At 69.7% G+C, this 22,280-nt stretch carries 19 protein-coding genes; 7 read left to right on the top strand and 12 right to left on the bottom strand.

What is annotated here, in order from left to right; genetic code table 11:
- Nucleotides 1-38: 38 nt before the first annotated feature.
- Nucleotides 39-977, top strand: a complete 939-nt coding sequence (locus ABZW60_RS23020) for a neutral zinc metallopeptidase (RefSeq protein WP_355479884.1) — start codon at nt 39-41, stop codon at nt 975-977.
- Here ABZW60_RS23020 and ABZW60_RS23025 read toward each other — a convergent pair.
- The 7 genes from ABZW60_RS23025 to recA form a co-directional block, all read right to left on the bottom strand.
- Nucleotides 974-1,429, bottom strand: coding sequence for a GNAT family N-acetyltransferase (locus tag ABZW60_RS23025; protein WP_355479886.1), 456 nt, complete (start codon nt 1,427-1,429; stop codon nt 974-976). The two genes, ABZW60_RS23020 and ABZW60_RS23025, sit on opposite strands and share 4 nt — an antisense overlap.
- A 35-nt stretch (nt 1,430-1,464) precedes the next feature.
- Complete coding sequence (rny, locus tag ABZW60_RS23030) at nt 1,465-3,126, bottom strand: ribonuclease Y (RefSeq protein WP_355479887.1); 1,662 nt, start codon at nt 3,124-3,126, stop codon at nt 1,465-1,467.
- Nucleotides 3,127-4,410: 1,284 nt separating this feature from the next.
- Nucleotides 4,411-4,776: an antitoxin gene (locus ABZW60_RS23035; protein ID WP_355479889.1), complete on the bottom strand. Its 366-nt coding sequence runs from the start codon at nt 4,774-4,776 to the stop codon at nt 4,411-4,413.
- 196 nt (nt 4,777-4,972) lie between these two features.
- On the bottom strand, nt 4,973-5,365 hold the full coding sequence (locus tag ABZW60_RS23040) for an MmcQ/YjbR family DNA-binding protein (protein WP_355479891.1): 393 nt from the start codon (nt 5,363-5,365) through the stop codon (nt 4,973-4,975).
- Nucleotides 5,366-5,375: 10 nt separating this feature from the next.
- Entirely contained in the window at nt 5,376-5,705 is a 330-nt protein-coding gene (locus tag ABZW60_RS23045; protein ID WP_355479893.1) for a GNAT family N-acetyltransferase, read from the bottom strand.
- A gap of 383 nt (nt 5,706-6,088) precedes the next feature.
- The gene (locus ABZW60_RS23050) at nt 6,089-6,649 is read right to left on the bottom strand and encodes a regulatory protein RecX (RefSeq protein ID WP_355479895.1); all 561 of its coding nucleotides are present in this window, start codon (nt 6,647-6,649) and stop codon (nt 6,089-6,091) included.
- Nucleotides 6,650-8,690: 2,041 nt separating this feature from the next.
- Nucleotides 8,691-9,764 carry a recombinase RecA gene (gene recA / locus ABZW60_RS23055; RefSeq protein ID WP_355479897.1) on the bottom strand — a complete coding sequence of 358 codons (1,074 nt, stop codon included), beginning with the start codon at nt 9,762-9,764 and terminating at the stop codon, nt 8,691-8,693.
- A 251-nt stretch (nt 9,765-10,015) separates the two neighbouring features.
- On the opposite strand from recA, the gene ABZW60_RS23060 reads away from it, so the two are divergent.
- Both ABZW60_RS23060 and ABZW60_RS23065 read left to right on the top strand, forming a co-directional pair.
- Entirely contained in the window at nt 10,016-10,810 is a 795-nt protein-coding gene (locus ABZW60_RS23060; RefSeq protein ID WP_355479898.1) for a hypothetical protein, read from the top strand.
- 39 nt (nt 10,811-10,849) lie between these two features.
- Nucleotides 10,850-11,410, top strand: a complete 561-nt coding sequence (locus tag ABZW60_RS23065) for a GrpB family protein (RefSeq protein WP_355479900.1) — start codon at nt 10,850-10,852, stop codon at nt 11,408-11,410.
- 29 nt (nt 11,411-11,439) lie between these two features.
- Here the strand turns inward: ABZW60_RS23065 and ABZW60_RS23070 are convergent, their stop codons facing one another.
- Both ABZW60_RS23070 and ABZW60_RS23075 read right to left on the bottom strand, forming a co-directional pair.
- Nucleotides 11,440-11,634, bottom strand: coding sequence for a DUF3046 domain-containing protein (locus ABZW60_RS23070; protein WP_355479902.1), 195 nt, complete (start codon nt 11,632-11,634; stop codon nt 11,440-11,442).
- Nucleotides 11,631-12,782: a hypothetical protein gene (locus tag ABZW60_RS23075; protein WP_355479904.1), complete on the bottom strand. Its 1,152-nt coding sequence runs from the start codon at nt 12,780-12,782 to the stop codon at nt 11,631-11,633. Before ABZW60_RS23075 ends, ABZW60_RS23070 begins: the two co-directional genes overlap by 4 nt.
- A gap of 109 nt (nt 12,783-12,891) precedes the next feature.
- Between ABZW60_RS23075 and ABZW60_RS23080 the strand changes: the two genes are divergently transcribed.
- From ABZW60_RS23080 to ABZW60_RS23090, 3 genes are all read left to right on the top strand, one after another.
- Entirely contained in the window at nt 12,892-17,529 is a 4,638-nt protein-coding gene (locus ABZW60_RS23080) for an ATP-dependent helicase (protein WP_355479906.1), read from the top strand.
- Nucleotides 17,530-17,540: 11 nt separating this feature from the next.
- Entirely contained in the window at nt 17,541-18,326 is a 786-nt protein-coding gene (locus tag ABZW60_RS23085) for a DNA-formamidopyrimidine glycosylase family protein (RefSeq protein WP_355479908.1), read from the top strand.
- Between the two features lie 80 nt (nt 18,327-18,406).
- A complete protein-coding gene (locus tag ABZW60_RS23090) occupies nt 18,407-18,892 on the top strand; it encodes a DUF4262 domain-containing protein (RefSeq protein ID WP_355479910.1) in 486 nt (161 codons plus the stop codon).
- 5 nt (nt 18,893-18,897) lie between these two features.
- Here ABZW60_RS23090 and ABZW60_RS23095 read toward each other — a convergent pair whose 3' ends face one another.
- From ABZW60_RS23095 to ABZW60_RS23105, 3 genes are all read right to left on the bottom strand, one after another.
- Entirely contained in the window at nt 18,898-19,188 is a 291-nt protein-coding gene (locus tag ABZW60_RS23095) for a helix-turn-helix transcriptional regulator (protein ID WP_355479912.1), read from the bottom strand.
- A gap of 163 nt (nt 19,189-19,351) precedes the next feature.
- Nucleotides 19,352-19,888: a CinA family protein gene (locus tag ABZW60_RS23100; protein ID WP_355479914.1), complete on the bottom strand. Its 537-nt coding sequence runs from the start codon at nt 19,886-19,888 to the stop codon at nt 19,352-19,354.
- A gap of 91 nt (nt 19,889-19,979) precedes the next feature.
- Nucleotides 19,980-20,840, bottom strand: a complete 861-nt coding sequence (locus ABZW60_RS23105; protein ID WP_355479915.1) for a MarR family transcriptional regulator — start codon at nt 20,838-20,840, stop codon at nt 19,980-19,982.
- Between the two features lie 204 nt (nt 20,841-21,044).
- Between ABZW60_RS23105 and ABZW60_RS23110 the strand changes: the two genes are divergently transcribed.
- Nucleotides 21,045-22,139, top strand: a complete 1,095-nt coding sequence (locus ABZW60_RS23110) for a DUF2332 domain-containing protein (RefSeq protein WP_355479917.1) — start codon at nt 21,045-21,047, stop codon at nt 22,137-22,139.
- Nucleotides 22,140-22,280 lie beyond the last annotated feature (141 nt).

Genomic DNA, 22,280 nt, shown 5'->3' on the forward strand with positions numbered 1-22,280 from the left:
TCCGACACTGAGCCCTGCCCGCAGCTAGGCTGCCGCCCGTGAATGCGCGGGTTGGGCTGGTTGCTGCTGTTGTCGTCGTCGCGGCGGCCGCGGTGGTTGTCGTACGGCAGGCGGGCGGAAGTGACGACCTGCCGAGCGCCGGTGGGACGCTGGCGGCTCTGACGCCTTCGCCATCACCTACCCCTACTGCAGCTCCAACTCCGACTCCAACAGCCTCGAGCCCGACGCGGACCACGCCGACCGTCGACTCGACCAAGGTGATGCTGGCGGCGAAGCAGCGGATCGTTGCCCAGAACCCGCTCTACCGCGTCGGCCGCCTCCCGGCCTCGCGGTGCAAGGAACCGTCGATCCGTCCGACCTCGGTGGCCAACGTGCGCAAGTACTACGCGGACTACATCCTCTGCCTCGACAAGGTCTGGAAGCCCGTGATCGAGAAGGCCGGCTTCACTTTCCGGTCGCCGCGCCTGGACATCTTCACCGGCAAGACCCGCACCGCGTGTGACGTGCAGGACTCGGCGGCGTACTGCGGCAACGGCGTGATCTCGATGAACGCGACCTTCGATATCGACAACTACCGCAAGTACAACAAGCTGTGGGCGCGGACCACGATGGCCCACCTTGTCGCCCACGAGTACGGCCACCACATCCAGCATCTGGCCGGTATCAGCGACGCCTCCGCGACGCGTTCGGCGTACCTGAACGGCGTCGACGCCCCGCTGCTGGAGAGCCGGCGGATCGAACTCCAGGCGTCCTGCCTGAGCGGCGCCTACCTCGGCGCCGACAAGACCTTCTTCCCGGTCAGCGGATCGTGGCGGGAGCGCTGGCTGTGGACCATCAGCCATCGCGGCGACGAGTGGGGGACGCAGCGCGACCACGGCAGCGCCAAGTCCCACAGCCGGTGGACCCGTCGCGGCTTCGACGCGGGCTCGCCGTCGGCGTGCAACACCTTCACGGCGTCAACGGTCAGCGTCGCCTAGAACGTCTTCAGCAGGTACTCACACGGGTCGCTGTGCGTCCGTACGACGGTGCCGTCCGCGGCCTGCTCGGTCCATTCGTCGATCACCTGCGGACCCGACCATGGTTCGTATCCGAGGCGCTTGTAGAGCGCACGGGCCGGGGCGTTGTCGAATCCGACGCCGAGCCCGATCGCCGAGCGCTTCCACTCCCCCGCGGCGATCTCCTCGGCGGCGCGGATGATCGCCGTACCGATGCCCTGCCGCGGCACGTACGCGTGCAGGGCGTTGATCTCGGCCGGATCCGCGTCGGCACGGACCTCCGCGTATTTCGAGTGCCGGAGCAGCACCGTCTGCCCGACGATCTCGCCGTCGCGCCGCGCCAGCAGGTAGACAGCGTCGCCGGACTGTTGGAGGTCCCAACGAGCCCGGATGTGGTGCTGCGCGACCGGCTCGCCCGTCAGCGCGCCGACCATCCGGTCGACGTCGGCGCGCGTCGCGGGCTCGATGACTATTTCGCGACCTCCGTCGCCCGGGACTCGCGGACCACCGTCACGCGGATCTGGCCCGGGTACGTGAGCTCCTCCTCGACCTGCTTCGCGATATCGCGGGCCATCACCTGCGCCGCGATGTCGTCGACCGCGTCCGGCAGCACCATCACCCGGATCTCCCGGCCGGCCTGCATCGCGAACACCTTCTCGACGCCGTCGTGGTGCATCGCGATCTCCTCGAGCCGCTCGAGCCGCTGCACGTACGCCTCCAGCGACTCTCGCCGCGCACCCGGCCGCCCGCCGCTCACCGCGTCCGCCGCCTGCGTCAGCACGGCCTCGACAGTCCGGACCTCGACCTCGTTGTGGTGCGCCTCGATGCAGTGCACGACGTCGTCGTTCTCGCCGTACTTGCGGGCCAGCTCCGCGCCGACGATCGCGTGACTGCCCTCGGACTCGTGCGTGAGCGCCTTGCCGATGTCGTGCAGGAACGCGCCGCGCTTGCACAGCTTCGGATCCAGCCCGAGCTCGGCCGCCATCATCCCGGCGATGTGCGCCGACTCGACCAGGTGCTTCAGCACGTTCTGCCCGTACGACGTCCGGTAGCGCAGCAGTCCCATCGTCCGGATCAGCTCCGGGTGCAGGTCGGTGATCCCGACGTCCGCCATCGCGTCCTCGGCGGCCCGCTCGCACAACTCGGCGACCTCGCCCTTGCTGCGCTCGTAGATCTCCTCGATCCGGCTCGGGTGGATCCGGCCGTCCAGCACCAGCGAGTCCAGGGTCAGCCGCGCGGTCTCCCGCCGGACCGGGTCGAAGCAGGACAGCAGCACCGCTTCCGGGGTGTCGTCGATGATCAGGTTGACGCCGGTGGTCTGCTCGAACGACCGGATGTTGCGGCCCTCGCGCCCGATGATCCGGCCCTTCATGTCGTCGCTGGGCAGATGCACGACCGACACGACCGACTCGCTGGTCTGCTCCGAGGCCAGTCGTTGCACCGCGCCGGTGATGATCTTGCGCGCCTTCGTCTCGCCCTCGTCGAGCGCCTGCCGCTCGATCTCGCGGACGATGCTGTGCGCGTGCCGCTTCGCCTCGTCCTCGATCGCCGCGACCAGCTCGGCCTTCGCCTGCTCGGTGGTCAGGTTCGCGACACTTTCGAGGATCCGTCGCCGCTCGTCCTCGAGGTCCTTGATCTCGGCCTTGCGCTGGTCCAGCCCGGTGAGCTGGGCGTTGAGCTCGAGCTGGCGCTCCTCGATCCCGCGGTGCTGCTCGTCCAGCCGCTCCTCGCGCTCGGTCAGCCGGTGCTCGCGGCGCTCCATCTCGAGCCGCTGCTCACGCAGGTCGTCGCGGATCGACTGGGCCTCCGCCTCGGCCTCCCGGCGGACGTCGGACGCGCGCTGCTCCGCGTCCCGCCGTACCTCGGACGCCCGGTCCTCCGCGGCGCGGCGGATCTCCTCGGAGCGCTGCTCGGCGGCCTCGGCCCGCGCCCGCAGGACGGCGGCGTCCTCCTCGGCCTGCCGGCGGACCAGGTCCGCCGCGACCTTGGCGCTCGCGGCCTCCTCGCGCTGGGTGACCTCCTGCCGGGCGGTGTCGACGGCTTTCCGGCGGGAGAGGGTGAGGCCGATCCAGGCCAGCAGTCCGGCGATCAGCAATCCGATCAGGGCCAGGCCAACCGACATCGCGGTCATCGGCGTCTCCCCTCTCCTTCGAGTCCCACGCGGGACTGTGGCCATCGGTCGAAGGGATCAGCCACTCGGTCGCCCGGCCGCCGGCCGTTCGGTAAGGCGTCACCGGGGTACGGCGGTGCCGGCGCCACCTCGGCTGAGGCGGTACCGGTGCTGCCCTGTCCGGCGCTGCCGACGGTGAAGCCGCTGGTCATCCACTGCCCAACGCCGGCGAATGCCCCAGCGCGCCCGCGGACCCCCGTCCGCCGACGGCCCGGAGGCTGCCTGCACAGCCTTCCAGCGTTCGCCTGCTCACCGTGCGTCGCCGTCTGTACCTCGGAGACCACGATGGCGCCGCTCGCATCCCGTTCCGGCCGCTGCGTGCGGTGCCGCCTATGCGACGGCGCTGCACAACGCCGTCGTCCTTCCTTCAGCTCGGTCGAGCGTGGTTGCGTTTTCCCGGCCGATCGGCACTTCCACCAGCCGGCCGTTCTTATATCCGCCACCAAGACGGTGGTGTCATCCCTTCCTGATGCCGAGGCTAGGCGCGCCCCCCACGCCGGTCAAGACGGACACTCACACGCCCCCACCCCGATCCCACCCAGACCACTCCCCACCGTGGTCTACCCCTCCCCACTTAACCGGGCAAGCCCCCCACCCCGCGCCACCGCAGCCCCCACCTCCAATCGCCCCCAAGCCACCAACTCCACAACCGCACGCCAACCACGCCCCCACCACAGGCCGGCCAGGCCCTCACCGCAGGCCGTCGGCTTCCCGACCCACAGGTCGTCTACTCAGCAACCGCAGGCAGGCTGCTTCGCGACCGCAGGTCGCGGCCGCACCCCCACCACACGTCGGCCAGGCCCTCACCACAGGTCGTTGGATTCCCAACCACAGGTCGTCTGCTCGGCGACCGCAGGTCGGGGGCGCGGGCCCTTGCCATCTGCGGAGATGGCTAGCCCGCGCGCAGAGGCAACCACTGGGACGGCCGCTGGCCTGCGTCCTCAGGCGCACCCGCTCACTCCAAACCCCCGCCACCCCAGGCAAAGGCACACAAGCCCCGCCACCCGCGCCGGCCTGGCCGCACCACCCCGCCAGCCTGGCCCCCACCCGCGCCGGCCTGACCCCGCCCCGCGCGACCTCGCGTCGCCAGCTTCGCGACTGTAGGTCGCGGCCGCGGGCCCTACCGCCTGCACGCTTTCGATCCCGGCGCGCGAGCTACCCCCTGCACGCTTCTGGTGCTTCCGCTCAAGTTGCCGGGGGACGCGCGTCCCGTGCTGCCGTTAGGCCCGCTGCCTGCGCCGTTCGTTAGCTGTTGGTGCCGCCCTGCTGGGTGCCCGTCGCGCCGTCGGCCGTGCCGGCTGTTGACGGCCCAGCAGTGCCCGCCGAGGCCCCGGCCGACGTGCCGGGAGCAGATCCAGGCGCCGTCTCAGCCTGCGACGTGGACTGAGGAGTCTCGGCGGACTCCGCCTGACCAGGCGCATCTCCGGCGTTCTGCTTGTCGACGAAGCCGCCGACCTTCTCCTGCACCGAATCGACCTTGTCCGCGTACTTTCCGCCGGTCTGCTTGTCGATCAGATCGCCGGCTTTCTCAACTCCGGCTTTGATCTTGTCCGGGTTCTGCTTGACGACATTCCGGAGCCAGTTCTTCGCCTGTTCCTGAAAATCGTTCATTGCACCCTCCGCGGTGTCTGGGGCGGATCGACGGAAAATCCCAGCCTACGGACCGGCCCAAATACCAGCCCTACTTCGGATAACACACCGTCACGCCGCACCCGTCAACGCCCCTCGCCGCAGCCCACCCCCGGAACACCCGTCACCCTCCGTGACACCCGGCCCGCCCGACACCCCGCAAACGCCGTACGGCCGTCTAGCGACCGTCGAGATGGGCCTTGGCAACCCCGGCCGGCGCATGCACCAACCACGCGTCCAGCAACGCCTCCTCCAGCACAGCCTCGGGCACCCGTTCCAGCTGCACCAGCACCGCGGCGTACCCGTTGAAATGCGGAATCGTGAAGAACCCGTCCCCCGCCCGCGCCGCGAGCACGGCTTCCTTCTCCGCGAGATCCTCGACGGCCAGCGCGAGAATCGGCCCGTCCGGCGGCGTCTCGTCCCCGAACCGCTTCACGTCCGCTTTGCTGAACGGCCGCTCCCACGCGTACGCCTTCCCCCCGACCTTCCACGTCCGCATCCCATGCCGAGTGGCCTCCTCGGTCTCCGGCAGCGCCGAGACCAACCGCTCCACATCACCCAGGCTCGTCATACCGCCGACGCTACTCCCGCCCGGTGCCGCTCCCGGCCCACAACCACGGCCCGACGCACCGGTTGAACCCGGCCCGCACGTAGAACTCGGCAGCCTCCTGATCGACCGCCGACACGAACACCACTTCCGCCCCCGAAGCTGCCAACCACTCCCGGCATTCACCCAGCAATGCCGCACCGGTCCCCGCCCCACGCCACTCCGGCGCGACGACCAACTCTTCAACCATCCCGTACGGCTCGTGCCCGTAATCCACGAACGTCCCCACCACGACGCCGACCACCGCATCACCCTCAACAGCAACAAACGTCCGCGCGTCCTGCCGCACAACCGGCAAACTCACCGAGCCCGCTGCCTCGCCATGCAGTTCCCCCAACAACCGCCGAATCCCCGCCTGATCTCCCGCGACCCCACCCCGGACAACCACCCCACGCCCCAACGCACCCATTCACCACACCTCCACCACTCACACCGCCCCCAGCCCAACCCAGTCCAGCCCAACCCAGTCCAGCCCAACCCAGTCCAGCCCAACCCAGTCCAGCCCAACCCAGTCCAGCCCAGCCCAGTCCAGCCCAACCCAGCCCAGTCCCGCCCAGTCCAGCCCAGTCCCGACAATCCAACAACGCGCGCCCACACCCAACCCGCTGCCCACCCCGAGTCGCGAGCTTGATGGGTCGACCACGAAGGTGCCGCGCAGCTTGGGTAGCCGGCCCACGTTTGACGGACTTATTCGGGTTCGAGGCCGGAGGAGTCGAGGAGCGGGAACTCCTCGTGGCTGGCATCGAGTTCTTGTTTGACGATGCTCATCGAGAGACCGCCCGAATACCCCTTGCGCGCAAGCATCCCGACCAGCCGCCGTATCGCCACCTGCCGATCGAGCGAACGCATCGACCGCAGCTTCCGCCGTACCAGCTCGCGAGCCGTCTGCTCCTCCTGCTCAGGATCCAGCTCCTCGAGCGCATCCCGCGCCAACTGGTCGTCCACCCCGCGCCGCCGCAGCTCCTGCGCCAGCGCGCGCTTCCCCAGCCCGCGTCCGCGATGCCGCGACTCCACCCACGCGTTCGCGAACGCCGCGTCATCGATCAACCCGACCTCGGTGAACCGATCCAGCACCTCATCGGCCACCTCATCCGGAATGTCCCGCTCAGCAAGTACATCGGCCAACTCCGCTCGCGTACGCGGCTGCCCCGTCAGCTTGTCCAGCAAAATCGTCCGCGCCACCGAGTACGGATCCCCCGCCTCCCCATCAAGCTGCGGATCCCCCGTCCCCTCAGGCTCGTCCCCCACAGACCGCTTCCCCCGCCGCCCAAACCCCCCACCAACCCGCCGCCGAGCCAACCCCCGCCGCTCCCCGGCTCCCGCCTCACGCCTCCCCGCGTTCGGCGCCTGGCGCCGCGACCCAGCAGATACCTGATCGCCCGCCTCGCCGGACACCTGATCACGCGCCTCGACACCTGCCTCGCGACGCGACCCAGCAGACGCCCAATCACGCTCTTCGCCGGGCACCTGGTCGCGCGCCTCAACAGCCGCCTCACGACGCGCCCCAGCAGCCCCCTGGCCACGCGCTCCGCCAGACGCCCGGTCACGCGACTCCACAGCCGCCTCGCGACGCGACGCGGCAGCCCCCTGGCCATGCGCTCCGCCGGACACCTGGTCACCCGACTCGACACCTGCCTGGTCACGCGACTCGGTCGATGCCTGGCGGCGTGACTCAGTCGACGTCTTTCCGGATGTGTCGGCTACCCCGCTAGACGCCGCCCTGGCTGCGCTGACCGCCCTGGCTCCGCTGGCGCGAGATCGCTCGGCACGGTCTGTTGAACCACGCGATGCGGGGTTCGCAGCGGCAGTCGGTGACTCGCCAGCAGACGCATCAGCCAGGTCCGCCCAGGGATCATCAGCAGATCCGTCGGTCGAGTCTCGCCGGACAGATTCGGCAGCTGTACCGCCTGAACGCCGCTCCTCACCTGAGGCATCGGCCAGATCCGACCACGGGTCATAGCCCGAGCCAGACCCGACACCTTCAGCGTGCGCACCGACTGAGCCCGACAGACGGTCGCCTGCAGGTGCCGCCTCTGACTCCGGCTCGGCCGCAGGCGCGTCCGCTGTACTCGAGCGCCGCCCGACCACAGATGCATCTGCAGTACTCGAGCCCCGCTCGACAGCGGGTGCATCCGCAGTACTCGAGCCCCGCTCGACAGCGGGTGCATCCGCAGTACTCGAGCCCCGCTCGACAGCGGGTGCATCCGCAGTACTCGAGCCTCGCCCGACAGCGGGTGCATCCGCCGCACTCGAGCCTCGCCCGACCGCAGGCGCATCCGCTATATCTGAGCTCCGCCCGACCGCAGATGCGTCCGTCGTACTCGGGTCTCGCTTGGCTGAGGCGGGTGGGTCGGGTGGTGCTGGGTGGTTGTTGGCGGAGGTTCGGGTGGTGTTGTCGGGTGGGTCTGCCCAGGGGTCGAAGGCGGCGGGCTTCCCGTGGTTGTTGCGGGAGGCTGGGGCCGACAGTTCGTCCGGGGGCGGAGGTGATGCTGGGTCTTCGGCGGTGTTGGGCCGCGTCGGTGTCTCGCGGGCGGTGCGTGGCTGGGGCGCCGGGGTGTCGTCGGCGAAGGCTTGGGCTTCGGCCTGGCGTGCGGCGGCCTGCGCCTTGAATGTCTGAGCGGGGCGCTGGTCTTCGTCGCCCCATGGGTCGATCGGATTCGGGTCGGCAGACCGCCGCAGCGAACCGCGTCGGGCCGGCGATGGAGGCTGCGGCTCGGAATCCGGCCGCGACGTACCGCGTCGGGCCGGTGATTCAGCCTCGGACTCCGGCTGGATGGATCGCTGGCGAGATCGCCGTCCGCCTGAATCGCGGGAGTCGGTGGTTGAGGGCTCGTCCCAGGGGTCGACCGTGCCGGCAGTTCGCCTGATGGAGCCGGTGCGTCGGCCCGTGCTGCGTTCCGTCTCGCCGCTGTCGAGGAAGTCGTCGGAGTCGTCCCACGCGTTGGCAGACCTCACGCCACGACCGCGCGTGCGACGTGTGTTCCCTCGCCTCGAGCTCGCGGACGAGGATTCGCCTGCATCAGCTGCTGTGTCACCGCCGCGGCCCGGCCGGGAATCGTCCGGCGAAGGCTCCGACCTGTCACGCTCCGCGGACACCCGGCGGGCCGACGTACGCCGGTACGACGCGCGCTCGGCGGAGCTACCTGTCTGCGCGGACGCGGTCACGCCATCGGCCAGGAGTTTACGGGCCAGGGCGAGGCGTTCGTCGTGGGGTAGAGACAGCGCCGCGGGGGCAGCGTCGTCGGCAGTCTGTGACTGCCGGGGAACGCTGCCGCCCGCGGAGGGTCGATCAGAAGTCGACATCTACCTCGGCCTTGGCGGCCTCGTCGGCCGGCTGGTCAAGGGTCGGGCCGATGCCCATCTTCTCCTTGATCTTCTTCTCCAGCTCGTTGGCCAGATCGGGGTTGTCGCGCAGGAAGTTCCGCGCGTTCTCCCGGCCCTGACCGAGCTGGTCGCTCTCGTAGGTGAACCAGGCGCCGGCCTTGCGGACGAAGCCCTGCTCCACACCGAGGTCGAGCAGGCTGCCCTCGCGGCTGATGCCCTGGCCGTAGATGATGTCGAACTCGGCCTGCTTGAACGGCGGGGCCACCTTGTTCTTCACGACCTTGACGCGGGTCCGGTTGCCGACCACGTCGGTGCCGTCCTTCAGCGACTCGATCCGGCGAACGTCCAGCCGCACCGACGCGTAGAACTTCAGCGCGCGACCACCGGTCGTGGTCTCCGGCGAACCGAACATCACGCCGATCTTCTCGCGCAGCTGGTTGATGAAGATCGCCGTCGTCCCGGTGCCGTTGACCGCACCGGTCATCTTCCGCAGCGCCTGGCTCATCAGCCGGGCCTGCAGACCGACGTGGCTGTCGCCCATCTCGCCCTCGATCTCGGCGCGCGGCACCAGCGCGGCCACGGAGTCGATCACGACGATGTCGATCGCGCCGGAGCGGACCAGCATGTCGGCGATCTCCAGGGCCTGCTCACCGGAGTCCGGCTGCGAGACCAGCAGCGCGTCGGTGTCGACACCGAGCTTTCGCGCATACTCCGGGTCGAGGGCGTGCTCGGCGTCGATGAAGGCCGCGATGCCGCCGGCCCGCTGCGCGTTCGCGACCGCGTGCAGGGCGACCGTCGTCTTACCGGAGGATTCCGGGCCGTAGATCTCCACCACGCGGCCGCGTGGCAGACCGCCGATCCCGAGCGCGATGTCGAGCGCGATCGAGCCGGTCGGAATGATCTCGATCGGCGCCTTGCCCTGCTCACCCAGGCGCATCACCGCACCCTTGCCGCACTGCCGCTCGATCTGCGTCAGCGCGGTCGCAAGCGCCTTCTCGCGATCGGCCACCGCGCGCTCCGCACTCGCTGCACCCGCCATGTGACTGCCACCTGACCCATCTGATAATCCGGGGCCGCCGGCCGGCCGCCCGAAGGAACTTCGTTGTCGCCAGAGAAGGTATTCGGCACCACGGACAGTTTTCGCAGCCACTTCGAATCTGTGGACAACCCAGCCGCCCCAGCCACCTTCCGAGCACCAAAGTATCCCGAACACGTGTTCGAATCACAACTGACACGCCGATACCTGCCGGAGCAGCCGTCCTGACCCAGCCGATCCCTACTCTTGCGGGCGTGACAGACCGTCCCGACGTACCCGATTCCGCCCTGGTCCTCGCGATCAGCCGGGTGGAACTCGGGATCGACATCGTGCTCGACGCGCTCCAATCGCAGGACCCGTTCGGCATCCGCAGCTTCCTCAGCGAGTACTCCGACCAGGAGAAGCCCAACCTGGCGGAGAAGGGGCTGATCCTCGCGATCGACCGGCTGCTGCAGATGAAGGTGCCGGGCCACGAGGAGTGGCCGACGCTCCCGCTGGCCGAGCGCTGCGACTGGTGGGTCGAACGGCTGGGCGGGTTCGCCGCGGTCGTCGCCGGTCTCCCCCGGCTCAGCGGCGCGGCAGCGGACCGGCTGCCGATGAAGGACACCCTCGGCGCGGCGGTGCAGGCCATGGTGATCGGCGCGGTCTGCCGCGAGTACGGCGTGGAGGCGCACGCCGACCGTACGTCGATCATCATCCGGGTACTCACCGACCGCCCGATCACACCGGACGACGTCCTCAAGTACGACGACCCGGATGTCGCCGGCAAGGACGTCACGGAGCAGCTGGGCCTGGACGAGGTGTCGAAGGACATGGGGCTGCGCAAGGGCGTGCGGCTGGTCTGGCGGCTCAGCAAGCTGTTCGGTGGGCTCAGCGAGGTGTTCGAGGAGCGTCCGCGCGGCAGTCTGGGAGCCCGATTCGTCGGGAAGCTCCCTGGCGTCGGTGTGGTCGGCGGCTTCTTCGACGAGCGCAAGGGGATCAAGAAGGCGGCGTACGAGGCCGCGGACCTGCTCATCAGTAGCGAGTTCCGGGTCAAACCGGTCGTCTGACGCTATCCCGGGCCCGCGCCGGCTTGGGATGATCTGCGCATGAACGAGATCGTCATCGTGCCGCCGGACGAGACGTGGCCCGCGCAGTACGAGAAGACCGCGCACGCGATCCGTGGACAGCTCGGCGAGCTGGTCCAGCGGATCGACCACATCGGCTCCACCTCGGTGCCCGGCTTGCCGGCCAAGGACGTCCTCGACATCCAGGTGACGGTGGCCACGGAGCCCGAGCTGGACGACGTGGCGGAGCGGATGGTCGCGGCGGACTGGGAACTCCGCTCGCCGCGACGCGACCATCCGGTGCCAGGTCTGCCCGCGGACGACATGCACTGGGTGAAGCGCATGCTGGTCGAGCCGATGTACCGGCGGCGGGTGAATCTGCACGTCCGGGTGGCCGGCCGGGCCAACCAGCGGTACGCGCTGCTGTTCCGCGACTACCTGCGCGACCATCCGGACACGGCACGCGCGTACGCCAACTTCAAGCGGCACGCCGCCGCGCTCCGGCTCGAGACCGGCGACTACACCGACCTGAAGGACCCGGTCTGCGATCTCGTCTATCTACCGGCCGAGGAGTGGGCCGCCCGCACCGGCTGGACGGTCTAGCGGGGCGGCCCGGGTTGTTGCTCTGAGCATCAGCGCTCACTGGGCGGAAGGTTGAGGTGCGCCCACACGGCTCGCCACACCACTTTGGCGGCCTCACCGTCGGCCAGGGCCTCGACGACCGTGCGGCCGCCGAGCTCCTGAACCACCTGGGTCTCTGCCCAGGTCCGTGCATACGCGGGCCCGAGATGGTGATCCATCCGCGCCCAGAATTCCGTCAGTCTCATGCCTGCCCGTCGTCGTCCTTCGGAGGCTGGCTCCAACCGCCCTGCTGCGGCGGCTGCTGGCCGTAGGGCGAACCCTGCTGCGGCTGACCGGGCTGCTGCTGACCGTGCCCGGGCTGCTGGCCCCAACCACCAGGCCCCTGCTGCTGCGGCGGCTGCGAGCCCCACTGCCCCTGCCCCTGCTGAGGCTGCCCAGGGTACTGCTGCGGACCAGGCTGTCCCTGCTGACCGCCGTACGGCGGCTGACCCTGACCTGGCTGCCCCTGCTGCGGCTGGCCCGGATACTGTCCCGGCTGCCCGCCGTACTGGCCCGGCTGCCCGCCGTACTGACCTGGCTGACCTTGCTGACCGCCGTACTGCCCAGGCTGACCCGGGTACTGCTGCTGGCCGGGCTGACCGTACTGCTGCTGGCCGTAGCCGGGCTGCCCCGGGTACTGGCCCTGGCCGCCGTACTGACCAGGCTGGCCCGGATACTGCCCCGGGAACTGCTGGCCGTAGCCCTGCTGCCCCTTCGCCTTCCGGCTGCGCAGGACGAAGAACACGACCGCCGCGATCGCCAGCAGCACCAGCACGATGATCAGGATCAGCGCCCACATGGGGAACCCGCCGCCGGCCTCGGAGGTCAGCGAGATCTTCCCCAGCTTGTCGATGCTGTCGTAGGTCGCCGTCCGGCCGCTGACCTGCGCGCCGCTGTCGTGCTCGAGGATCTTGCCCGGCATGGTGATCTTGAAGTTCACGTCCGGCTGGCTGCCACCGGACGGCAGGTTGCTGCCCAGGTTGCTGGCCTTGACCGTCACCGTGACCTTGTCGCCGTCCTTGGTGAAGCTGACGCCGTCACCGCTCGAGCTGCCCATCTTGTCGAACGGCACGTTCTTGAACGAGCAGTCCGAGCCGACGTACTTGTCGTCCTCGTACGACTTGCACTCGACGCCCTCGGCGGCGCCCGACTTGATGCTGCTCTCGATCTGCTGCCGGACCTTGTCGAGGGACTGCCCGCTGGACTGCAGCAGCTGCTTGTCCACGCCGATCTTCATCGTGCCCGAGACCGTTTCGTTCGACCCGACCTTCAGGTCGGCGTCGAGCTTGACACATCCGGTCAGCGCGACCAGGCAGGCCACGACGACGAGGGCTGCACGTACGCGGTTCATCATGCCGCCGATCATTCCAGACGAAGGGGACAACCGGTGCACCGGACGGAAAGCGCCTGCTCACGGTGGGCGACCGGACGGTTCGTGAAAACTGTCGGCGGGACCCGGCAAGATGGTCGGCGTGAAGAAAACCAGCGCGTTGAGCCGGTTCTCGCCCGCGACCCGGGCGTGGTTCGGCGACGTCTTCGAGGCGGCCACCCCGGCCCAGCTCGAGGCGTGGGACGCCATCACCGCGGGCCGGGACGCGCTGGTGGTCGCCCCGACTGGCTCCGGGAAGACGCTGGCGGCCTTCCTCTGGGCTCTGGACCGGCTGGCCACGACGCCGCCGCCCTCCGACCCGAAGCTGCGCTGCCGGGTTCTCTACGTGTCACCGCTGAAGGCGCTCGCCGTCGACGTCGAGCGCAACCTCCGGGCCCCGCTGATCGGCATCCGGGAGACGGCGCGCCGGCTCGGCGAGGCGCCGATCGACGTCGAGGTCGCGGTGCGATCGGGAGACACCCCGGCCGCCGAGCGGCGACGGTTCGCGTCGCGGCCCTCTGACGTACTCATCACGACGCCGGAGTCTCTGTTCCTGCTACTGACCTCGCAAGGCCGGGAGTCGCTGCGCGGAGTCGAGACCGTCATCGTCGACGAAGTGCACGCGGTCGCCGGGACCAAGCGGGGTGCGCACCTGGCCTTGACCCTCGAGCGGCTCGACGCGCTGCTGCCGAAGCCTGCGCAGCGCATCGGCCTGTCCGCGACGGTGCGGCCGGTGGAAGAAGTCGCACGGTTCCTCGGCGGCGAGCGGCCGGTCACGGTCGTGCAGCCCAAGTTCACGAAGCAATGGGATCTGAGCGTCGTCGTCCCGGTCGAGGACATGGCCGAGCTGGCCGCGACCGAGGTGGAGAGCTCAGGGTCCGCGGCCGGGCCGCAACAGCACGCCTCGATCTGGCCGCATGTCGAGGAGCAGGTCTTCGACCTGATCAGCCGGCACAGCTCCACCATCGTCTTCGCGAACTCGCGCCGTCTCGCCGAGCGCCTGACGGCCCGGCTGAACGAGATTGCCGCCGAGCGTGCCGAGCTGGAGCTGCCCGAGCTCGGGTCGCCGGCTCAGCTGATGGCGCAGTCAGGCGGATCACTTGCCGCGCCGCCCTTGATCGCGCGGGCTCACCACGGCTCGGTCAGCAAGGAGCAGCGGGCCCTGATCGAGGCCGACCTGAAGTCCGGGCGGCTGCCCTGCGTCGTGGCGACGAGCAGCCTCGAGCTCGGTATCGACATGGGTGCCGTGGATCTGGTCATCCAGGTCGAGGCGCCGCCGTCGGTCGCCAGCGGGTTGCAGCGCGTCGGACGCGCTGGTCACCAGGTCGGGGCCGTGTCCCGCGGCGTGCTGTTCCCCAAGTTCCGCGGCGATCTGATCGACACCGCGGTCGTCGTCCAGCGCATGCAGGACGGGCTGATCGAGAGCCTGCACATCCCCGCGAACCCGCTCGACGTGCTCGCGCAGCAGATCGTTTCGATCGTCGCCCTCGAGCCCATCGACGTCGACGACCTCTTCGCTCTGGTGCGCCGCTGCGCCCCGTTCGCGACGCTGCCGAGGTCAGCCTTCGACGGTGTGCTCGACATGCTGTCCGGCCGGTATCCGTCCGACGAGTTCGCGGAGTTGCGACCGCGGATCGTCTTCGACCGGGTGAGCGGCGAGATCTCCGGCCGGCCGGGCGCGCAGCGGCTCGCGGTGACCAGCGGCGGGACGATTCCGGACCGCGGGCTGTTCGGCGTGTTCCTGGTCGGCGAGTCGACGAATCACCGGGTCGGCGAGCTCGACGAGGAGATGGTGTACGAGTCACGGGTCGGCGACGTGTTCACGCTCGGCGCGTCGAGCTGGCGGATCGAGGACATCACGCACGACCGGGTGCTCGTCTCCCCCGCGCCCGGGCAGCCGGGCAGGTTGCCGTTCTGGAAGGGCGATGCGGTCGGGCGACCGGCGGAGCTCGGCGCGGCGACCGGGGCGTTCGTTCGCAAGATGGCGTCGTTGCCGGCAGCCAAGGCGGTCGAGCGCGCGCGGACAGCCGGCCTGGACGAGTTCGCCGCGAACAACCTGGTCTCGTATCTCGCCGAGCAGCGCGACGCGACCAGCCGCGTGCCTGACGACGTGACGATCGTCGTCGAGCGGTTCCGCGACGAGCTCGGCGACTGGCGGGTCTGCGTGCATTCGCCGTACGGCGGTCAGGTGCACGGCCCGTGGGCGCTGGCGATTGCCGCGCGACTCCGGGACCGGTACGGGATGGACGCGCAGTCGGTGTCCGGCGACGACGGGATCGTGCTGCGACTGCCGGAGACCGATGAGGCGCCGCCGGGTGCGGATCTGGTCCTGTTCGATCCGGCCGACATCGAGGATCTGATCACCAACGAGGTCGGCGGATCGGCGTTGTTCGCGGCGCGGTTCCGGGAGTGTGCGGCGCGGGCGTTGTTGCTGCCACGCCGCAATCCGGGGCGGCGCTCACCGTTGTGGCAGCAGCGGCAGCGCGCGTCGCAGCTGCTGAGCGTGGCGAGCAAGTTCGGCTCGTTCCCGATCGTGCTCGAGACGCTGCGTGAGGTCCTGCAGGATGTGTACGACCTGCCGGCCTTGAAGGATCTGCTGACCGGGATCGAGGAGCGCCGCATCTCGGTAGTCGAGGTTGAGACGTCCGAGGCATCGCCCTTCGCGAAGTCCTTGCTGTTCGGCTACGTGGGCGCCTTCATGTATGAGGGCGACAGTCCGCTCGCCGAGAAGCGCGCCGCCGCCCTCGCACTGGATCAGAGCCTGTTGGCGGAGCTGTTGGGGCGGACCGAGCTACGGGAGCTGCTCGACGCGGAGGTCGTGCTGCGGACCGAGGCAGAGCTGCAACGTCTCGCCGAGGACCGTCGAGCGCGCGATGCCGAGGGACTGTTCGACGTACTGCGGATCGTCGGCCCACTGTCGTTGCCGGAGGCAACCCAGCGGTGCGTGGACGGCTCGGACGCGGAGTCCTGGCTGACGTCGCTGGCCGCGGCGCGGCGTGTCGTGCGGGTGCGGATCGCGGGCGAGCACAGGTGGGCCGTCGTCGAGGACGTGGCGCGCTTGCGCGACGCGCTCGGTGTGCCGCTGCCTCCTGGCGTCGCGGAGGCGCATGCCGAGCCGGTCGCCGATCCGCTCGGCGATCTCGTCTCGCGGTATGCGCGGACACACGGACCGTTCCGCGCGATCGATCTCGCCACGCATCTGGGGATCGGAGTCGCGGTCGTCACCGACGCGCTGCGCCGGCTGAGTGCGGCCGGTCGAGTCGTCGAGGGCGAGTTCCTCCCGGGTGGGATCGCGCTCGAGTGGTGCGACAGCGAGGTGCTGCGCCTGTTGCGCCGGCGCTCGCTCGCTGCCCTGCGCAAAGAGGTCGAGCCGGTCGATCCGTCGGCGCTGGCCCGATTCCTGCCGGCTTGGCAAGGGATCACGAGCAGTCGCGGTCGCGGGTACGACGTCCTTCTCGGTGCGGTCGAGCAACTCGCGGGATGCGCGGTCCCGGCGTCGGCGCTCGAGTCGATCGTGCTGCCCTCGCGGGTGCCCGGGTATCAGCCGTCGATGTTGGACGAGCTGACGGCGACCGGTGAAGTCGTGTGGGCCGGCTCGGGTTCGCTGCCCGGGACGGACGGATGGGTGTCGCTGCATCTCGCGGACAACTGCGACCTGACGTTGCCGGACCCGGATCCGGCCTTCGAGCTCGGCGAGACACATCAGGCCGTCCTCGACGCGTTGTCCGGCGGCGGCGCCTTCTTCTTCCGGCAGTTGAGCGATGTCGTCGGATCCCGCTCCGGGGTGGTCGAGGACGAGGCGCTCGTCAGCGTTCTGTGGGACCTCGTGTGGGCGGGGTACCTGACGAACGACACCCTGACGCCGGTCCGATCGCTCGTTGGCGGTGGCCGGGGCAGTCATCGGACACGTCGTGCCACTCCACGCGCGCGTCCGGGACGTCCGCTTCGGCCCGGACGACCGGCGATGCCGTCACGCAGTGGTCCGCCTACCGCGGGCGGACGATGGTCGTTGCTCCCGGACCGGAGTTCCGACGCGACTCGGCGCGCACATGCCGCGGCCGAGACGCTGCTCGATCGCTACGGCATCGTGACGCGAGGTTCGGTCATCACCGAGCGGACGCCCGGCGGGTTCGCGGCCGTCTACAAGGTGCTGAGTGCGTTCGAGGAGTCCGGGCGGTGCCGGCGCGGATACTTCGTCGCTGGGCTGGGCGCCGCACAGTTCGCGCTGCCTGGCGCCGTCGACCGGCTCCGGGCGCTCGCCGAACTGCCGACTCCGGCCACATCTGAAGGATCGTTTGGTCCGCCGGGTCCGTTCCGGCCTGGCGCCTCACGAGCCGGCGGCCGTAAGGACGAGGAGCTGACCGCGCGCGCCGTCGTACTGGCTGCGTCCGACCCGGCGAATCCCTACGGCGCCGCGTTGCCCTGGCCCGAGCGAGAAAGCGCGGGCGGACACCGACCGGGCCGGAAGGCCGGCGCGCTGGTCGTGATGGTCGACGGACAGCTGATTGTGTACGTCGAGCGTGGCGGCCGGACCGTGCTGAGCTTCACCGAGGACCCCGACCTGCTCCAGCCGGCCGTCGACGCGTTGGCCTTGTCGATCCGCGACGGGCAGCTCGGCAAGCTCAGCGTGGAGACAGCGGACGGCGAGCAGGTCCGGCATACGGCGTTCGGTGACGCGTTGGCCAAGGCCGGCTTCCACGCGACGCCACGCGGTCTGCGGCTCCGGGCGTGAAGTAGCGAGCCATGCCTGAAGGAGACACCGTCTGGCGAGCCTGCAAGCGGCTGAACCAGGCGCTTGCCGGACAGGTCCTCGTGCGCACGGACTTCCGCGTGCCGTCGCTGGCGACGACCGACCTGAGCGGACGGACAGTGTCGGAGGTGGTTGCGCGCGGCAAGCACATCCTGATGCGGCTGTCCGGTGGGGTCACGGTGCACAGCCATTTCCGGATGGACGGCAGCTGGCATCTGTACCGGCCCGGTGAGCGATGGCGGGGCGGGCCCGGCCACGAGATACGCGCGGTTCTCGAAACGGAGACCTGGACCGCGGTTGGATACCGCCTTCCGGTGCTCGAGCTGGTCGCCACCGACAAGGAGGACAGCATTGTCGGGCATCTCGGTCCCGATCTCCTGTCGCCGTCGTTCGACCGCGCGACCGCGGTCGCGAACGTCGAATCCGATCCGGGGCGCACGATCAGCGAGGCCCTGCTGGACCAACGCAATCTTGCCGGGATCGGCAACTTCTACCGCACCGAGGTCTGCTTCCTGCTCGGTCTGCACCCGCGGCGCCCGGTAGCGGACGTCGACGTCCCCGCCGCGGTCGACCTGAGCCGGAAGCTGATGAAAGCGAACGTGCGCAACGTCGCGCAGGTCAGCACCGGCGTCGACCGGCCGGGACAGCGCTCATGGGTGTTCGAGCGCGCGGGCAAGCCCTGCCGCCGGTGCGGTACGACGATCCTCACCGAGATGCTCGGCGAGCCGACCCGGGAACGAGTCACGTACTGGTGCCCTGCCTGCCAGCCCGAGACGTGACCCGTCCGCCGCGAGATTGCCCTGTGGACAAGTCCTGCGACGGGACAGAACACGGATACCTTCTCTGACGCATCGAACAGATGTTCGAGCGAAAGGAGAAGGTGATGTGCGACCAGTGCGGTGGTCTGACCGACGAGCGGTACTCGCGGCAGATCGAGCGGAACATCCAGACCTACGGCTGGACGATGCAATTCGTCGAGGGCGACGGCGACCGGAACCCGGCCTTCGGGTACACGCTCGGCCTCAGCCTGTACCGGCATCCGGAGATCATCGTCTTCGAGCCTGAGCCCTGCCACGCCTATCTCGGGCTCAAGCCGCTCGCGTGGGCGGTGATGGAGGGCGCGGCGTTCGACGAGGGCGATGACCTGTCCAGCCTGTTCCCGCCCCCGCACACGGCCGAGCTGCTCAGGTTCCCCGACTCGGCTTCGCACCTGTTCACCGCCAATGCGATGTTCAGGCAACCCGGACAGCCGCCGCTGCCGGCCCTGCAGCTGGTGTGGCCAGGCCGCATAGCTCTGATCCAGCCGTCCAGCAGTAGCCCGCCTCCCGGGGGAGGCGGTCGGTGACCAGGTCAGGCCGCGGAGGCGACGACCTCGGTCTCGATGGTCGGGTGCGCCAGCACCAGGGCCTCTTCGCGCGCCAGATCTTCGCTCACCTCGGCGAAGACGGTCGACAGCGGCACATCCAGCGCCATGCAGATCGCCGCCAGCAGCTCGCTCGAAGCTTCCTTCTGACCGCGCTCGACCTCGGACAGGTAGCCGAGGCTGACCCGTGCGTCGGCGGAGACCTCGCGCAGAGTGCGCCCCTGGCGCAGCCGCTTACGCCGCAGCACGTCGCCCAGCAGGCCACGAACCAGCACCATGAGGTTTCTCCCTTCCGCCTGTCCGGCCGAACCTACTCGCACGGTAGCTCGGCCGTAGGAACCAACGGTACCTGTTGCTGGGTCACTACTTCTCGCAATGTCCACCTTCGGTGCGCCGTGCCAGTCTGCCTTACCTGTCCCCATGCTGGTCCCAACACCCCGTTCAGTCGAGATCTTCCGTCACAACTTCGGCCCCGAGTTCCAGGACGGCCTGCACACTCCCCCGGCGAATGGCTGCCCGATCACCGCTCAGCTGCAGTTTCCGCACCTGCACCGAGCTCGGCCCGGCCGCCGCGACGTACACCGTGCCGGCCTCGATACCTGCCTGCGGGTCCGGACCCGCCACACCGGTCGTCGCGAGCCCGTAGTCCGCATCCAGACGCTCCCGCACGCCAGTGGCCAACGCGGCGGCCGTGTCAGGGTGCACCGGCCCCACAGCGGCCAGCAGATCCTCCGGCACGCCGGCGAGCTTGGCCTTCAGGTCAGTCGCGTACACCACCACGCCACCCCGATACACAGCCGACACCCCAGGTACGCCTGTCAGAACCGCCCCGACCATCCCCCCGGTCAACGACTCAGCCGTGGCCAGCGTCACGCGACGTTCCAGCAAGAGCTCCACCAACCGGCCAACTGCCGCTTCAACTCCGTCTCCGGCCACGCCCACCTCCGACTTCGATCCGCACCGCCACGTCACTGCCATCACCCAACACCACACCAGCTACGCCAGACCGCACCATCCCTCATGGTGTGTCGCCGGCGCCGTGTGACGTGCAGGCTCGTGGACGGTTCGGCTAGTAGCCGGCCGTGGTGATGCGTTCGACCAAGGGTTCGAGGTCTGCGGTGAGCTGGTCGATCTCGTGCGGATCCAGGCAGTCGTACGCGGGAGCGGCGAGCGCGTCGGTGAGGGTCTCGATCCGGTCGCGCGTCGCCCGGCCGGCTGGTGTGAACTTGGCATCTACGTCCACGAGGCCGCGGTCGCGCAGGCCGTCCACGACCGCTTCGAGCTGGGCCGGCGTGAGCGGGTCGAGCCGTCCGTACTCCGCCGGAGCCACGCCCCAGTCGAGTGCCTGAAGTACGTGGGCTTCCTGGCCGTCGATGCCTTCGGACACCAGCGCCACGACATGGCCATTGCCGCGGTGCTCGCGCAGCAGCGTCGCCGCGTGCCACAGGCGGGTGAGCGGCTCGTCCGGCACGGGGAGCGACCGCAGGGCTGCGTACAGGATCCGGCCCTCCATCTGGGCGTTCATCGCCGCGCGGGTTGCGAGGTCCGCGGCGCGAGCGACTGCCGGCGTGTCGGCCAGGTCGCCGAGGATGCGTCGTAGTGCCGCGACGCAGCCTTCGCGGTGGGCCGCGAGTGCGGCCTCGGGCGTCGCGACGTCCCAGCAGGTCGGGATACAGGCGGCGACTTCACCGGGCGCGAAGTTGTAGAAGAGCGCGTCCACCACCTCGGCCGGGACCCGGCCCAGCGGGGCGGATCGCGCGGCGAAGTATCCGGGCCAGTAGCCCTCGTACCCGAGGGCCTGGAGCGCCTCGTTCGGCTCGTCGGACATGTAGGCGACCAGGTGCAGCGGTTCCAGCAACTCGTTTCCCAGCCGACGCCCGACGGCGGGCGGGGTGGAAGTGACGGGTGAGGCGGTGCGGGTGGCGAGCATCTCTGATCTCCTGAGCGTTGGGAGACCTGCCCGTTGCCGGTCTCTCATAGTGGCTACGAAGACGCTCATGGGCTTCCGACAAGTGCTCGAAAGATCCGTCGAACCGCGCTACGGGTCCGTCGGTGTACCTGCCCGCACCACGCAGTCACCAAGTTTGGGTCGTGCTCGGTCTGGAGCCGCGGAGGCCTGGCTAGACTCGCTCGAATGCCGAAGTCGAGTGCTGGAAGCGCGAAGGGTGGCGGCCGCGGGCGTACGGTCGCGCAGGACTATCGACGGTTCGGTGAGGTCGACGCGCCGAAGATTTCACCGGTGTACGGGCAGATCGCGATTGCGCTGAGTGAGTCGGACGACGCGCTGCGGGTCATCGAGAGCGCGCCGCCACGCGGCCGGCGACCACCGGCGATCCTCGCCGCGCTCCACTACCTCGCCCTCTCCGGCCAGGCTCCTGAACTGGCCAATGCCTTTGCTCATGCGGGTGGGGATGTCGGTCGGGTGGCTGTGGAGGTGGCGGGGCGGTTGGGGGAAGCCTTGGTGGCGGCTGCTTCCGGGCGGAAGGTGTTGGGGGATGAGGGTGGGCGGCATGCCCTGGTGTACCCGGCCGTTGCTGAGGTGGCTCGGCGGGTGGGTGCTGAGTCGGTTGGGTTGATTGATGTGGGGCGGTCGGCTGGGCTGAATCTGACGGCTGATCGGGTGGGGATCGCGTACCGGAACGGGCAGTCGTTGGGGGATCCGGGGTCTGCGGTTCAAGTGTCGGCATCGGTTGTGGGTGATGGGCGGGTGCCGTCGCTCGCGATGCCGGAGGTTGTGGCTCGGGTGGTGGTTGATGCTGAGCCGGTTGATGTGACTGACCCGGACGAGGCGCGCTGGCTGCGGGCGTGTGTGGCGCCTGATCAGGTCGACCGTGGGGCGAGGCTCGAGGCGGAGTTGGCGCTGGCAGCGGCCGCTCCCCCGGTGCTGGTGCGGGGCGAGGTCGTCGAGGTCCTTCCAGAGGCGATCGCGGCGGTGCCGGACGGCGTACTGCCGGTGGTCATCACGACCTGGGTGCTGTCCGGTCTGGATCTCGAGGGACGGTTGCGGTTCCTGCAGCGCCTGGACGAGGCGGCCACGCGACGGCCGGTCGCGTGGGTGTCGGTCGAGGGGGTCGGCGTCGCGCCAGGCATCCCGACATTCGGCGACCGACGAGCCTCCGGGCACAGCATTCTCGGCCTGGGCGTGTTCAACCACAGCTCGTTCCACGCCACCGGCATCGGCCGCACCTGGCTCCGCGGCGAAATGCTCGCCTGGCTAACCGAGCCCTGAGCCCCAGCCCAAACTGCGGCACCTCGTACCCGACCTGCGCCGTGCCCGACCTGCGCCGTGCCCGACCTGCGCCGTGCCCGACCTGCGCCGTGCCCGACCTGCGCCGTGCCCGACCTGCGCCGTGCCCGACCTGCGCCGTGC

Source organism: Kribbella sp. NPDC003557 (genome assembly GCF_040610805.1).
Taxonomy (GTDB): Bacteria; Actinomycetota; Actinomycetes; order Propionibacteriales; family Kribbellaceae; genus Kribbella.